The sequence below is a fragment of the Parviterribacter kavangonensis genome, assembly GCF_056863335.1.
The window spans coordinates 1,335,687-1,349,284 of record NZ_JBXPJA010000001.1 but is presented as its reverse complement, the minus strand read 5'-3'; the positions used below and the strand labels follow the sequence as shown (position 1 = coordinate 1,349,284).

The following is a 13,598-nucleotide window of genomic DNA, read 5'->3' as shown; positions in this document are numbered from 1 at the left end:
CGCGGCGGGCAAACGGCCGCGCGCGGATGCTGTCAGCGCCGACTGGCAGTCGCCCGGCGCCACCACAGCGCCGTCGTGGCGGTGGCGGCGACGATCGCCACTGCGATGAGCGGCTTGGAGAGCGGGGCGATCGTGTCCCCGACCTGCTCCCAGGACGCGCCGAGGACGTAGCCCGCGCCGACGAGCGCGGTGTTCCAGAGGAGCGAGCCGGCGATCGTGCACAGCAGGTAGGTGCGGCGGGGCATCCTGAGCATCCCGGCCGGGAGCGAGACGAGGCTGCGGACGCCGGGGACGCAGCGGCCGAGGGCGACGAAGAGGGGTCCTCGCTTGGCGAAGGCGCGTTCGGCGTCGTCGAGGCGGCGGGGCGACAGGCGGGCGCGGTGGAGGAACTTCTCCGCGAACGGGCGGCCCCCGCGGCGCGAGGCCTCGTAGAGCAGCACGGCGCCGAGGGTGGAGCCGGCCGTGCTGGTGAGGATGACGAGCAGGAGGTTCAGCTCGCCGCGCTCGGCGAAGTAGCCCGCCAGCGGCAGGACCGCCTCCGAGGGGATCGGCGGGAAGACGGTCTCGAGGACCATGAGGGCGACGAGGCCCACGTACCCGAGGTCGCGGATGACCTCGGCGATGTCGATGACGGCGAGCACGTGTCCGACCAAGGTAGGGAAGGGCGTACCGTTCCCCGCCGATGGCGGACGCGCAGACGACTCGGTACGTGCCGGCGGCCGGGCGGGCGGCGTTCACGCGGCTCTACGACCCCGTGATGGCGTTGACCATGCGCGAGGGGGCGTGGCGGCCCGCTCTCCTGAACGCGGTGACGGACGGCCTGCCGGAGGGTGGGAGGGTCGTGGACGTCGGGGCGGGAAGCGGGACGTTCGCGATCGCGCTCGCCGGGGCGCGGCCGGATGCGACGGTCGTCGCGGTGGATGGCGACGAGGAGACGCTGGCGATCGCGCGGGAGAAGCCGGGCGCGGAGCGCGTGCGATTCGTCAAGGGGCTCGCCGATCAGCTGCCGGCGTCGTTCGAGCGCGTCGACGCGGTGGTGCTGTCGCTGCTGCTTCACCACCTCGCTCCGCCGGTGAAGGAGCGGGCGCTGGCGGAGGCGGCGCGGGTCCTGCGGCCGGGCGGGCGGCTGCACGTCGCGGACTGGGGACGGCCCGCGGACCCGGTGATGCGCGGCGCCTTCTTCACGCTGCAGATCCTCGACGGCTTCGCCAACACGCGCGACCACGCGGCCGGGCGGCTGCCGGCGCTCATCGCGGACGCCGGGTTCTCCGGCGTGACGACGACGCGGCGCCTGCGCACGACGTGGGGGACGCTCGAGCTGCTTGCCGCGACCCGCTAGCGCGGGATCCAGCGGAAGAGCACCTCGCGCCGCACGAGCACGACGAGCAGCGCGAGGGCGACCAGCTGGACGAGCACGTTGCCCGCGCGGCCGAGCGCGTCGCCGGTGGCGAGGACCGGCACGCTCGCTACCGCCACGCACAGGAAGACGTGGACGATGAAGACGTAGAACGAGCAGCGGCCGAGGGGCAGGAGCACCGGGCCGGCGATCCGCGCGACCGGCCGCTCGAAGCGACGCAGGACGAGGTAGGCGAAGGCGGCGAACGCGACCATCGAGCCGAGCCGCGCCGCGTCGAGGAACGCCTTCGAGAAGTGGTGCACGTCCCACTCCCGCCACCACTCGGGAGACCGGCCGAACGGGGAGAGCCCCAGCTCGCGGAGACGGACGTAGGCGGCGAGGCCCGCGCAGGCGACGACGAGGCCGACGAGAACGCGGGCGGGGGAGACGACGACGCGGGTTCGGACGGCGACTGCGCCGGCGACCGGATCGCGAAGGGGTCGTCGGAGCCAGCGCTCGATCGCGTCCCGGTGCCAGCCGAGGACGGCGCCGTGGACGAAGAGGAGCTGCCAGACGAGGAGGGGGAAGTGGTCCTCGGACTGCGCCGGGAGGACGTGGAGGGCGGTGCCGCGGCCGACGGTGTAGAGCGCCCAGCTCACCGCGAGGAGCAGCGGCCAGGCGCCGCGATCGAGCGCCCAGAGGACGAGCGGGGTGAGAGCGAGGATCGCGATGAAGAACCCGAGGATCTCGAAGGGCCACGGGCCGACCGCCAGCGTGAGGACGTCGAGCACGCCGGCGCCGGCGTAGAGGTCCGGGCCCCCCGCGGGGCGGACGGTGACGGCGGACGTCCCGAGGCCCGGCACCAGGGTCAGCAGCCACACCACCGCGACGACGACCACCGACGCCCGCCACAGGACGAACGCGCGGTGCAGCAGCGCGCGGGTCGTCCGCCGCGCGCCCCAGTCCGACCACCGCCGCCCGAACACCATCCCGGACACGACGCCGGAGACCAGCACGAGCGTCTCGGCGGCGGAGAGGAACGGCTCGGTCGCCCAGTTGACCGCGGAGGTGACGGGGAGGTGGTTGACGACGAGGACGACCATCGCGAGCCCGCGCAGGAGGTCGAGCGCCACGTCGCGGCCGGTCAGCGTGCGCGGGCGCGGCGCGGCGAGGACGGTCGTCACTTAGGGAACCCTAACAAGACCTACCGCAACGGTCGGTGATCGCGCTTCCCGTCCGGCGGCACCTGGCAATAGAGTCGCGCCCATGGACCTGCATCCGGGCGAGACCGTCATCTTCGAGGGGCACCCGTCGTGGCGGGCGACGCTCGGCTTCTACCTCAAGGGGCTGGTGCTCGCGCTCATCGTCGCCGCGATCATCGCGGCGGTCACGCGCATCGCCGACGACGAGGTGAACTGGGGGCTCGTCGTGGGCGCGTTCCTCGTCGTCGAGGCGCTCGCCGTGCTCGCCGGGTTCGTCAAGCGGATGACGACGACGTACACGATCACGAGCCAGCGTCTGCGGATCCGCCGCGGCCTCATCGCGCGCCACGTCCAGCAGACGCAGATCGAGCGCGTCCAGAACGTCAACACGCGCCAGTCGGTGCTCGACCGGATGCTGCGCGTCGGCACCGTCGACTTCGACACGGCGGGCACCGACGACTCCGACTTCACGTTCCGGGGCGTCAGCGGCCCGAACGACGTGGTGGCCGCCGTCGACCGCGCCCAGCGGACGCACGAGCGGCAGGCCGAGGCCCCCGCGGGCGGGCTCTAGTCCTCGACGGACAGCCCGTGCTCTGCGGCGAGGCGCCGAAGCCGCTCGAGCTCGGTGACGTCCTCGATGACGCTGACGGCGAGCAGCTCGGCGCTCTCGTCGTCCAGCCGCGTTGCGCGCGTGAGCAGCCAGCGCGCCCGGCCCGTCGCCTTGTGCACGCTGCGCGAGAGCAGCGTCGGACGCTCCTCCCCGGCGAACAGCCGCGCGGCCGGCAGCTCCTCGAACGACACCGGCCGGCCCTCGCCGTCGGTGATGTCGAACCGGTCCGACAGCTCCCCCGGCGAAGCGGCGAGCACCTCCTCCACCGACGCGGCGCCGAGCAGCTGCAACGCCGCGTCGTTGGCGTAGAGGATCCGGCCCGAGCGGTCCGCGACGGTGACGGCCTCCGACAGCGCGGCGAAGACCCGCTCCAGCCGCGTGCGCGTTCGCCGCAGCTCCTCCACGAGCTGCGCGCCGGCGAGGCCGCGCGCCGCCCGCTCGCCGAGCGCCGCCAGGAACGCGTGCTCCTCCGCCGGTTCGCTTCGCACCGGGCGCAGGCCGAGGCCGAGCACGCCAAGCAGCGTCTCGCCGTCGCGCAGCGGGACGCTCACCCACCAGCGCAGCCCGAGCGCCTCCATGTGCGGAAGGTCGTCGTCGCCCGCGGCGTAGCGGGCGTTGGTGGAGGGGTCGAGCGGCAGGATCGCGATCTGGCCGCGGCTCAGCTCGGGCACGACGCTGCGGACCGCGGCGGCCACCGGCCGGCGCCCGCGCAGCCACGCGACCGTGGCCGCAGGGACGTCCCCGGCGCCCGCGGCCACGCGCTGCGGCTCGCCGTCCTGGAGGACGTCGACCGTGCAGGCATCCGCGATCCGGGGGACGAGCAGGTCGACGAGCCGCTCGACGCCGTCGCCCGGCCACGCCGAGCCGGTGACCCGTGCGACGTCGGCGAGCACCTCGAGGCGCCAGTCCTCCGCGACCATGGGCGCGCGCACGCCGGGCGCGTCGAAGAGCATCCGGACCTCGGTGCCGGCGCCGCCGGGCCCGTCGCCGATGTCGAACCGCGCGGTGAGCTGGCCGATCGTGGGCAGCCCGAGCCCGATCCCGGGGCTGTCCGAGCGCGGGATCATCCCGCGCCCGTCGTCGCGCACGACGACCTCGACGACGTCCTCGCGCAGCTCGACGACCACGCGCAGGATGCCCGGCTCGCGATCGACGAACGCGTGCAGCACGGCGTTGGTCGCGGCCTCCGAGACCGCGAGCGAGACGTCGATCGCCACCAGCTCCTCCGCGCCGGCCCGCCGGACGAAGTCGGTCACCCCGCGGCGCAGCGCGCCGACGCTCTCCGGCTGCGCCGGCAGCGACTGGTCGAAGCGGTCTTCGATGGCGGTGGTCACGACGCCTGCTCAGCCCCGGCCCTGGATGGTGCCGGTTCCGTGTGCACGATGACGTCAGCCAGCTCCGGCCGGGCGTCGCGCACGTCGCCCTCGATGAGCCCGGCGCGGCGGTGGGCGACGCGCAGCGGCTGCTCGCCGGGCAGCACGACGGTCACGAACGCGATGCGGCCGCGCTCGGAATCGCGGAAGCGCACCTCGACCGGCGGGGCGCCCGTGTAGCGCGCGACGACGTCCTCGATGACCTGCCGCTCCTGCTCGACTTGGTCGCCGGACGGCTTCGTCGTCCAGTCGGTGCGCGCGAGCGGCTCGATGTGGGTGTAGATGCGCCGCAGGTCCGGCACAGCTTCGCGGATCGACCGCTCGAGCCGTTCGACGATCCCGTGCGCCTCGTCGAGCGTCTGGTTCGACGGGAGCTTGGCGTGGAGGCTGAGCTCGTAGCCATCGCCCACGTGCATGACGCGGACGTTGTGGACCTCGCGCACGTCGCTGACGCCGAGCGCCGCGGCCGTCGCGCGCTCGCGCATGTCGCCCTCGGCGTCGAGCGGCTCGACGTGCACGAGCACGTCGGTGTCGGGCAGCGAGCGGCGCACCGTCGCCTCGATCTCGTCCGCCGTGGCGTGGGCCTGGGTGATCCCGGCGTCCGGCGAGACGCCGACGACGAGGTCGACGAACGTGCGCCCCGCGGCATGCCGCGTGCGGACCCGGCGGATCTGCGTCCCGTCGCCGAGCTGCGACAGCGCCTCGTCGAGCGCCGCCCGCGCGTAGGCGGGCGCGCGGTCCATGAGCACGTCGACCGAGTCGCGCGCGAGCCGGACCGCGGCCACGACGACGATCGTCGCCACGATGAGCGCCGCCACCGAGTCGGCCTCGGTGACGCCCGCGCTCACGAGGACGAGGCCGGTGAGGACGGCGAGCGAGCCGGCGAGGTCCGACGCGAAGTGCAGCGCGTTGGCCGCCAGCGCGGGGGAGCTGAAGCGGCGCGACGCGCGCAGGCTCACGAGCGCGCGCGACGCGTCGACGCCGATCACGACCAGCAGGACGACGATCGCCCACCACGTCGCCTCGACCTCGTGGCCGCCGCCGTTGGCGAGGCGGTCGACGGCCTGCCACGCGATGAAGAGCGACACGAGCCCGAGGAACGCGCTCTCGGCCAGCGCCGCGAGGTGCTCGGCCTTGCCGTGGCCGTACTGGTGCTCCTCGTCGGCGGGCCGGATCGCGACGCGCAGGGCGAAGAGCGTCAGCAGCGCGGCGACGAGGTCGGTGCCCGAGTGGGCGGCCTCGGCGAGGAGGCCGAGCGATCCGGTGACGAGGCCGGTGACGAGCTTGACCGCGACGAGGAAGCACGCCGCCAGCACGCTCAGCCGCGCGGTGCGGACGGCGGTCATGGAGCCTCCGGCCGGCGGATCGCCACCAGCGCCACGTCGTCGCGGCCGGTCCGGCCGCCCAGCATCCGCTCGAGCAGGTGGTCCAGGAGCCCCTCGAGCCCCGCTGGCGCGCTGGCGACCGCATCGACGAGCTGCGCGAAGCGGGCGTCGAGCGACCGGTCGCGGCGCTCCACGAGGCCGTCGGTGTAGAGCAGCAGCGTCTCGCCGGGCGCGAGTTCGACCCGATGGGCCGTGCGGCCCGTGGCGTCGAGCGCGAGCGGCGGGCCGGGGCGCAGCGCCAGCAGGCGCGCCGTGCCGTCGGCGGCGCGCACGACCGGCAGCGGGTGGCCGGCGACCGAGATGCGGCCCGCGCCGTCCGCGGGTGCGATGGACAGCATCGCCAGCGTCGCGAACGGCACCTGCTGCAGCGTCAGCGCGAGCCGGTCGAGCTGCATGAGCGCGTCGGCGGGGTCGCTGTGCTCGATGGCGTACGCGCGCAGCGAGGCGCGCAGCTGGCCCATCGTCGCCGCCGCGGCGACGCCGCGCCCGACGACGTCCCCGACCACGACCGCCCAGCACTCCTCGCCGAGCGGGAAGACGTCGTACCAGTCCCCGCCGACCTCGGTTCCCTCCTGGCCGGGGACGTACCGCACCGCCAGCTCGAGGTCCGCGATGCGCGGCAGCGCCGCCGGCAGCAGGCTGCGCTGCAGCGTGACGGCGACGCTCGACGCCTGCTCGTACAGCCGCGCGTGGGCGATCGCGCGCGCGGCGCGGTCGGCGACGAGCTCGAGCAGCTCGACCTCGCTCTCGGTGAACCGGCGCGGCGTCCGCGTGCTGACGTGCATGACGCCGATGACGTGGTCGCCGTCGAACAGCGGCACACCGGCAAGCGAGGCGGCGTGCTCCTGCAGGTGGCGGGAGACCGGCTTGGCCTGCGGGACGTCCTCGACGATGAGCGGCCGGCGCGTGGCCGCGATCCGCCCGGCGATGCCCTCGCCGAACGGGATCCGCGCGCTGGTCGTGATCGCCGGGTCGAGCCCGAGCGTCGCCCGCGTGCGCAGCACGCGCTCCTCCTCGTCGAGCAGCAGCACGACGCCGATGTCCGCGTTCGTGAGCTCGACGACGCGGTGCAGCAGCTCGCGCAGCAGGTCGTCGACGTCGAGGTGGGCGAGACCGAGGTCGGTGACCGCCTGCAGCTCGCGCAGGCGCGCGTTGGCGCGGCGCTCGGCGGCGTGCAGGCGCGCGTTGTCGACCGCGAGGCCGGCGCGGCGGCCGAGCTCCTCGGCCAGCTCGAGCAGCTCGGTCGTGTACTCGCGGCGCGACTCGGCGAAGACGAACGTCAGCGCGCCGATGGTGCGGCCGCGCGCGATGAGCGGGACGACCATGGCGGAGTGCAACTGCAGCTCGCGGACGAGGCGCAGGTGCTCCTCGTCGACGGTCTGCGCCTCGATGAGCTCGGCCGGGATCTCGGGGTACAGCTCCGCGCGCCCGCTGCGCACCACCTGCGGCACGCCGGTCGGCGCGCTGCGATCGGGCGGGTAGCGCTGCTGCAGCTCCTGCGCGAAGCGCACCTTGTCCGGGTCGCCGTGGGCGACGGCGACCTGCTCGATCTCGTTGCGCTCGTCGACGAGGTGCACGGCGCACCAGTCCGCGAGCTCGGGCACCGCGAGCTCGGCGATGCGCCGCAGCGTCGCCGCGGGCTCGAGCGACTCGGCCAGGACGAGGCTGGCGTCGGCGAGCAGCCGCAGGCCGTGCTCGCGCGTGCGGCGGGCGGTGACGTCCGTCGCCAGCCCGACGAGCGTCGGCGGATCGCCGCCCGGCCCCGCGAAGACGTGGACGCGGCTCGAGATCCAGCGCACCTCGCCGGTGGGCAGGATCACGCGGTAGTCGTGCTCGTAGCCGGCGCTCTCGCGCACCGCGCGCCCGACGAGGTCGCGCAGCCCGGGGCGGTCGTCGGGGTGCACGAGCGCGACGAACTCGTCGTAGCTGCCCGGGGACCAGTCGCGGCCGCGGCCGAACAGCGTGCCCATGCTCGGAGACCACCGCACGTCGCCGGTGTCGGCGTTCCACTCGAACGTCCCGGTGCGGGTGCCCTCCAGCGCCACCTGCAGGCGCTGCTCGGAGTGGCGCAGCGCCTCCTCGGCCCGGCGGGCATCGGTGATCTCGATCACGACGGTCAGCACGGCGACGACCTCGTCGCCCGAGCGGACCGGCAGCGCGCTGATCCGGAACTCGCGGTCGTCGAGCTCGGGCACCAGCACCTGGAGGTCGTCGACGGGCTCGCCCGCGAGCACGCCTTCCAGCAGCGCTTCCAGCGCCGGGACGGCGGGCGCGGGGAGGACGTCGCGCAGCGAGCGGCCGAGGTGCGCGGGCGCGTCGAGCCCGTTCATCTCGGCGATGCGCTCGTTGACCGCGACGTAGCGCAGCGTGCGGTCGACGAGCGCCAGGCCGGCGGTCCGCTGGCCGAAGAGCTCCTCGACGAGCGCGAGGGCCATGCCCGGGTCGAGGGTCATGCGGGAGAAGCGGGGCGCGGCCACCGCCGCGGCACTTTACGCGGCGATCCGCTGAGCGACGACTCGGGGCTCTAAGCGACGGCCCGCTCGGCGGCGAGCTCGGACCGCAGCCGCTGCACCGTCGAGGTCAGCGACGCGATGCCCTGCTCGAGGCCCGCGCACCGTGCGCGCTCGCGCGCGAGCGCGTCCTCGAGCTCACGAACACGCGCGGCGAGGACGGCTGCATCGAGCTCGGGCAGGCCCGTCGCGGGAGCTGGAAGGGTCGTCACACCAACTTCCGTACCCATGAGGGGGTGTTGAGCAACCTCGAGCGCTGGCGCGCCAAGACGGAGCTTGTAACGAAGCGCGCGATCTGATTTAACTCGCACTCGGATCGGGTCCCCCTGCCCGGTCCAGTGAGCTGGAGGACCCATGGAACGAAGAGCCGATCGGCGCTTGCCCCAGAGCAAACCGTTGCGTCACGACGCCATGCGCTGCGAGGACTGCGGCACGACGTGGTTCGAGCGGTTCGCCGAGCTCGCGGTCCGTGCCGGACGCCGGTGCCGTCGCTGCGGCGGCGCGCTGCACACCGAGCGCCGGCACCAGATCACGAGCAAGGTCGCCTGAGTCTCAGACGGGACGCAGCCTCGCGGGGGTGAGCCTCGCGAGGCGGCGGACCCGCGCGCCCCGGCGGTCATCAGCGTGCAGGGCGGCCGCGCGGACGGCGAGCATCGCGCGCGCCTCGCCGGTCGGGGTGAACGGGTCGGCGACGACGCGGCCGTCGGCGAGCGAACGGGCCGCGACCGCCACGCCGTCGGCTTCGGCGACGAGCGCGTCGCCATGGAGCGGGTCGGCGCTGTCAAGCGCGGCCAGGCGCGCGAGCGCCGCGGCATCGTCCGTCACGGCGGGGCGGACGAGGAGGGAGGTGAGGTGGGTGGTGGTGCTCATGGGTCAAGGATCGACCCGCCGACCCGTCACGTCCAGCGACCGTTCGTGACGGTCGAGCGTAAGCTCAGCTGAACGATGCTCGACCTGCGCAAGCTCGTCCTGCTGCGCGAGCTGCACGCCCGCGGCACGATCGCCGCCGTCGCCGAGGCGCTCGCGTTCACGCCCAGCGCGGTCTCCCAGCAGCTCTCCCAGCTGCAGCGCGAGGCGGGCGTCCCGCTGACCGAGCGGGTCGGGCGGCGGCTGCGGCTGACCGACGCCGGCGTGCGGCTCGTCGAGCACGCCGACGTGCTGCTCGCGCGGCTGGAGGCGGCGGAGGCCGAGCTGCAGGACGCCTCCGGCGCCGTCCGGGGGCGCCTGCGCGTCGCGGCGCTCCAGACGCCGCTGCTGTCGCTGGTCCCGCCGGCGCTCGACCTCCTCGCCGAGCGCCACCCGGACGTCGAGGTCCACCTCGTTGAGATGGAGCCCGAGCAGTCGCTGCCGGCGCTCGTGCTCGGCGAGTTCGACGTCGTGGTGGGGGAGGAGTACGACGACGCGCCGCGGCCGGTGCACGACGGCGTCGTGCGCGAGCGGCTGTGCAGCGACGGCATCGTCGTCGCGATGCCGGCCGGCCACCCCGCGGCGGCGCCCGGGACGCCGGTGCCGCTCGAGGCGCTGCGCGACGAGGCGTGGCTCACCGCGCACCCGGACACGAACTTCGCGGCGATGATGCTGCGCGCCTGCCGCGTCGGCGGCGGCTTCGAGCCGCGCATCCGCCACCGCGCGAACGACATCGCGATCCTCATCGCGCTCGTCGCGGCGGGGCAGGGCGTGACGCTGCTGCCGGGGCTCGCACGCGCCGAGCGCGACGAGCGGATCGCGGTGCGGGCGCTCGCGGGCCCGGCGCCGCCGTCGCGGACGATCCACGCGTTCACACGCGAGGGCGCGGTGCGGCGGCCGGCGGTGCGGGCGGTCGTCGAGGCGCTGCGCGAGAGCGGCGCCGCCTTGCGGCTCTAGTCGGCGATCTCGATCGCGAGCCGCCGCTCGTCGTCCAGGCGCAGCGTGCGGCGCCCACGCAGCAGCTCGAGCAGCTCCGCGCCGACCAGCTCGCGCCGCCAGCCGTGGAGGGTGCGCACCTGCGGCTCGTCCGCGCCGACGCGGACCGCCTTGACGATCCGCTCGAGGTCGGCGCGGGAGGCGACGAGCTCGTAGGCGAGCCCGGCGTCGAGCGTCCGCGACCGCACGACCGCCTCGCAGAGCGCGATCGCCGGCGCGTCGAGCGGGTCGGGGCCGATCGGCTTGTCGCCGTCGCGCGGGATCGGCTCGCGCTCGCGGCCCCGCTCGACCGCGGCGAGGATGTCGCGCCCGCGGCGGCGCAGCGTCTGCTCGTGCAGGCCGCGGATCTGCTGCAGGCGCCCGAGCTCCTTCGGCCGGCGCCGCGCGATCTCCACGAGCGGCGCGTCCGGCAGCACCGACGAGATCGGGCGGTCCTGCACGCGCGCGGTCTCCTCGCGCCACTCGACGAGCTCACGCGCGACCGCACGGATCGACGGCTCGAGGCCGCCGACGCGGGGAAGGCGGTTGAAGACGACGTCGAGGTCGCGCTCGTCGGTCGCGGCCTCGAGCGCGCGGCACTCCTCGAGCGCCCACTCGAGGCGCCCGAGCCCGACGAGCTCCTCCTCGAGCGCGGTCGCCAGCTGCAGGAGATGCAGCACGTCCTCGCGCGCGTACTGGAGCTGCTCACCGGTGAGCGGCCGCGCGTCCCAGCGCGTGAAGCTCGCGCTCTTGCGCAGCCGCACGCCGAGCAGGCCCTGCAGCAGCGGGTCGTAGCCCATCTGCGCGCCGCGGCCCGTGAACGCGGCGGCGATCTGCGTGTCGAAGATCGACGTGACGCGGGTGCTCCACGTGCGCCGCAGCAGCGCGACGTCCTGGCGCGCGGCGTGGAGGACGACCTGGATGTCGGGCTCGGCCAGGACCTCGGCGATCGGCGTCGGGTCGAGCGCCGGGTCGAGCGCGTCGAGCACCTCGACCCACACGTCGCCGTCCTGGCGCTCGACGACGATCTGCACGACGCACAGGAGCGCGCGATAGCGGCCCTCGCCCATGAACTCGGTGTCGATGCCGAACCGGCCGGTCTCCCGGACGCGATCGGCGAAGGCGCTCAGATCCGCCACGCCAATGGAGCATGACGGACCGCGGTCAGCGACGACGCGTGCCCGGCGGCGGCTGCTCGTCGGGCCAGTAGCCGTGCTCGTCGAAGAACTCGCGCGCGCGGTCCTCCTCGGCACGCTCCTCGTCGCCGGCGACGCCGACGCGGAACAGCCAGTTGAGCATCCACACGGACAGCCCGGCGCTGACGATGAGGATCGACGCCTCGATGCGGTCGGGATCGACGATCGTCAGGACGATGCCGCCGATCACGATGAGCAGCGGGAGCCCGTGGCGGACGAAGCTCATGCGTGCTCCAGGACGGTCGGCTCGGCCGGCAGCCGGTCCGCGTCGAAGCGCGCGAGCAGGTCGTCCATGGCGGGCTCCTCGCCCGGTTCCGCCAGGCCGACGGTCGCCATGAGCTCCCCGCGCACGCGCGCCGGCGTCTCGCCCAGCGCGAGCCGGTCGGCGAGCGTGACGGCGCCGTGGCGCTTGGCCAGCCGGCTGCCGTCGGGGCCGAGCACGAGCGGGACGTGCGCGTACTGGAGGGCCGGGAGCCCGAGCAGCCGCCCGAGCAGGATCTGGCGCGGCGTGCCCTCGGCGAGGTCGGCGCCGCGGACGACCTCCTCGACGCCCTGCGCCGCGTCGTCGACGACGACCGCGAGGTTGTACGCGGGCGCTCCGTCGTTGCGGCGGATGACGACGTCGTCGACCACGCCGCGGACGTACCCCACGACCCGGTCGTGGAAGCCGATGTCGGCGTTGCCCGCGCGCAGGCGCAGCGCCGGCGGGCGGCCCTCGCGCTCGCGCTCGGCGCGCTGCGCGGCGGTCAGCTCGCGGCACGTGCCGGGGTACGCGCCCTCGGGCAGCGGCCCGTGCGGCGCCGACGCGGCCTCGCGGATCTCGCGCCGCGTGCAGAAGCAGGGGTAGAGCAGGCCGCCGGCGTCGAGCCGCGCGATCGCGTCCGCGTAGGCGTCGAGCCGGTCGGACTGGCGCACCACGGGCGGATCCCAGTCGACGCCGATCGCGGCGAGATCGGCGAGCTGCGCCTCCTCGAGGCCGGGGCGGACCCGGCCCGCGTCGAGGTCCTCGACGCGCATCAGGAACTGCGAGCCGGCGGAGCGCGCGAACAGCCACGCCAGCAGCGCCGTGCGGAGGTTGCCGAGGTGCAGCGTGCCGGTGGGGGACGGGGCGTAGCGGCCGATCACCGCGACGCGCCGCCTCGCGGACACGCTCGGCGGGGTCTCACTTCGCCCACTGCCCGCGCCAGGTCGGGTACGCGGGCACCCAGCCCAGCGCTTCCTTGGCCCGGGCGTTCGACGCGCCGCGCTGCCGCGTGCTCATCGCGACCGCGAAGTCGCCGGCGGCGAGCTTGGCGACGAACTTCGGCGCGCGGAGCGGCCGCTTCCCGCCGAGCGCCGCGGCGAGGTCGGGCAGCCACTCGCGCAGCGGCGCCGGCTCGTCGTCGACGACGTTCAGCACGCCGGTGGCCGACGAGGCGACGGCCAGGACGGTCGCGTCGGCTGCGTCCTCGACGTGGATGAACGACGAGACGCCGTGCCCGCCGCCGACGATCGGGTAGCGCCGGCGGGCGACCTCGCCGGCGATCCCGCCGCCGGGCGCGAACGCCGTGCCGGGACCGGTGAACCAGCCGTAGCGCAGCACGAGCGGCTCCAGGCCGGAGTCGAGCGTCGTCCGCTCGCCGGTCACCGTCGCGCGGACCGTGTCCCCGAACGGCTCGGGCGCGTCCGTCCAGATGCGGTCGTCCTCGGAGGCGAGGCCCGGCGCCGGCGCGTACATGAACGAGATCGACTGGGCGACCAGGCGGCGCGCGCCCGCGGCCGACGCGGCGGCGGTGAGGTTCGCGTAGCCGTCCGTGCGGATGCGCTTCAGGCCGCCCATCTGCTGCTCGTAGCGCCGCGGATCCAGCCGCGGCGGGATGTCGGTCAGCTGGTTGACGACGACCTCCGGCCGGGCGCCGGCGACCGCCGCGCGCACGCCCTCGACGTCGAAGGCGTCGCAGACGACGGGCTCGGCGCCCGCCGCGCGCAGCAGCTGCGCCCGCTCCTCGGACCGGGTCATCCCGACCACCTCGTGCCCGGCCGCGATCAGCCGGGGCACCAGCACGCGTCCGATCGCGCCAGTGCCGCCCGCGACGAAGACCCTCATCGCGCAGACGGTACCCTCG

At 75.1% G+C, this 13,598-nt stretch carries 15 protein-coding genes; 4 read left to right on the top strand and 11 right to left on the bottom strand.

Going from position 1 to position 13,598, the window contains the following annotated elements:
• Nucleotides 1-32: 32 nt before the first annotated feature.
• The gene (locus tag AC1UE4_RS06980; RefSeq protein ID WP_482916497.1) at nucleotides 33-641 is read right to left on the bottom strand and encodes a DedA family protein; all 609 of its coding nucleotides are present in this window, start codon (nucleotides 639-641) and stop codon (nucleotides 33-35) included.
• A gap of 41 nt (nucleotides 642-682) precedes the next feature.
• On the opposite strand from AC1UE4_RS06980, the gene AC1UE4_RS06975 reads away from it, so the two are divergent.
• Complete coding sequence (locus tag AC1UE4_RS06975) at nucleotides 683-1,339, top strand: class I SAM-dependent methyltransferase (RefSeq protein ID WP_482916496.1); 657 nt, start codon at nucleotides 683-685, stop codon at nucleotides 1,337-1,339.
• Here AC1UE4_RS06975 and opgC read toward each other — a convergent pair.
• Nucleotides 1,336-2,520 (bottom strand): OpgC domain-containing protein, encoded by a 1,185-nt coding sequence (gene opgC / locus AC1UE4_RS06970; protein ID WP_482916495.1) that lies wholly within the window; start codon nucleotides 2,518-2,520, stop codon nucleotides 1,336-1,338. The genes AC1UE4_RS06975 and opgC overlap by 4 nt on opposite strands.
• An 82-nt stretch (nucleotides 2,521-2,602) precedes the next feature.
• Here opgC and AC1UE4_RS06965 point away from each other — a divergent pair, with 82 nt between their 5' ends.
• Nucleotides 2,603-3,109 carry a PH domain-containing protein gene (locus tag AC1UE4_RS06965; protein WP_482916494.1) on the top strand — a complete coding sequence of 169 codons (507 nt, stop codon included), beginning with the start codon at nucleotides 2,603-2,605 and terminating at the stop codon, nucleotides 3,107-3,109.
• Here AC1UE4_RS06965 and AC1UE4_RS06960 read toward each other — a convergent pair.
• The 4 genes from AC1UE4_RS06960 to AC1UE4_RS06945 are packed head-to-tail and all read right to left on the bottom strand — an operon-like array spanning nucleotide 3,106 to nucleotide 8,628.
• Nucleotides 3,106-4,482: an ATP-binding protein gene (locus AC1UE4_RS06960; RefSeq protein WP_482916493.1), complete on the bottom strand. Its 1,377-nt coding sequence runs from the start codon at nucleotides 4,480-4,482 to the stop codon at nucleotides 3,106-3,108. The genes AC1UE4_RS06965 and AC1UE4_RS06960 overlap by 4 nt on opposite strands.
• Nucleotides 4,479-5,867, bottom strand: coding sequence for a cation diffusion facilitator family transporter (locus AC1UE4_RS06955; RefSeq protein ID WP_482916492.1), 1,389 nt, complete (start codon nucleotides 5,865-5,867; stop codon nucleotides 4,479-4,481). Before AC1UE4_RS06955 ends, AC1UE4_RS06960 begins: the two co-directional genes overlap by 4 nt.
• The gene (locus AC1UE4_RS06950) at nucleotides 5,864-8,383 is read right to left on the bottom strand and encodes a SpoIIE family protein phosphatase (protein WP_482916491.1); all 2,520 of its coding nucleotides are present in this window, start codon (nucleotides 8,381-8,383) and stop codon (nucleotides 5,864-5,866) included. The genes AC1UE4_RS06955 and AC1UE4_RS06950 overlap by 4 nt, the downstream gene beginning before the upstream one ends.
• Before the next feature lie 47 nt (nucleotides 8,384-8,430).
• The gene (locus AC1UE4_RS06945; RefSeq protein WP_482916490.1) at nucleotides 8,431-8,628 is read right to left on the bottom strand and encodes a hypothetical protein; all 198 of its coding nucleotides are present in this window, start codon (nucleotides 8,626-8,628) and stop codon (nucleotides 8,431-8,433) included.
• A gap of 166 nt (nucleotides 8,629-8,794) precedes the next feature.
• Here AC1UE4_RS06945 and AC1UE4_RS06940 point away from each other — a divergent pair, with 166 nt between their 5' ends.
• Nucleotides 8,795-8,965, top strand: coding sequence for a hypothetical protein (locus AC1UE4_RS06940; RefSeq protein ID WP_482916489.1), 171 nt, complete (start codon nucleotides 8,795-8,797; stop codon nucleotides 8,963-8,965).
• A gap of 3 nt (nucleotides 8,966-8,968) precedes the next feature.
• On the opposite strand, the gene AC1UE4_RS06935 is transcribed toward AC1UE4_RS06940, so the two are convergent.
• Nucleotides 8,969-9,286: a hypothetical protein gene (locus AC1UE4_RS06935; protein WP_482916488.1), complete on the bottom strand. Its 318-nt coding sequence runs from the start codon at nucleotides 9,284-9,286 to the stop codon at nucleotides 8,969-8,971.
• A gap of 75 nt (nucleotides 9,287-9,361) precedes the next feature.
• Here AC1UE4_RS06935 and AC1UE4_RS06930 point away from each other — a divergent pair, with 75 nt between their 5' ends.
• Nucleotides 9,362-10,279 (top strand): LysR family transcriptional regulator, encoded by a 918-nt coding sequence (locus tag AC1UE4_RS06930; protein ID WP_482916487.1) that lies wholly within the window; start codon nucleotides 9,362-9,364, stop codon nucleotides 10,277-10,279.
• Here AC1UE4_RS06930 and AC1UE4_RS06925 read toward each other — a convergent pair.
• Genes AC1UE4_RS06925 through AC1UE4_RS06910 form a run of 4 tightly spaced genes read right to left on the bottom strand, consistent with a single transcriptional unit; the run spans nucleotide 10,276 to nucleotide 13,579 of the window.
• A complete protein-coding gene (locus AC1UE4_RS06925; protein WP_482916486.1) occupies nucleotides 10,276-11,436 on the bottom strand; it encodes a ribonuclease D in 1,161 nt (386 codons plus the stop codon). The genes AC1UE4_RS06930 and AC1UE4_RS06925 overlap by 4 nt on opposite strands.
• A 25-nt stretch (nucleotides 11,437-11,461) precedes the next feature.
• Nucleotides 11,462-11,719 carry a hypothetical protein gene (locus AC1UE4_RS06920; RefSeq protein ID WP_482916485.1) on the bottom strand — a complete coding sequence of 86 codons (258 nt, stop codon included), beginning with the start codon at nucleotides 11,717-11,719 and terminating at the stop codon, nucleotides 11,462-11,464.
• A complete protein-coding gene (gene gluQRS / locus AC1UE4_RS06915) occupies nucleotides 11,716-12,642 on the bottom strand; it encodes a tRNA glutamyl-Q(34) synthetase GluQRS (protein WP_482916484.1) in 927 nt (308 codons plus the stop codon). The genes AC1UE4_RS06920 and gluQRS overlap by 4 nt, the downstream gene beginning before the upstream one ends.
• Nucleotides 12,643-12,655: 13 nt before the next feature.
• Entirely contained in the window at nucleotides 12,656-13,579 is a 924-nt protein-coding gene (locus tag AC1UE4_RS06910) for an NAD-dependent epimerase/dehydratase family protein (RefSeq protein ID WP_482916483.1), read from the bottom strand.
• Nucleotides 13,580-13,598 lie beyond the last annotated feature (19 nt).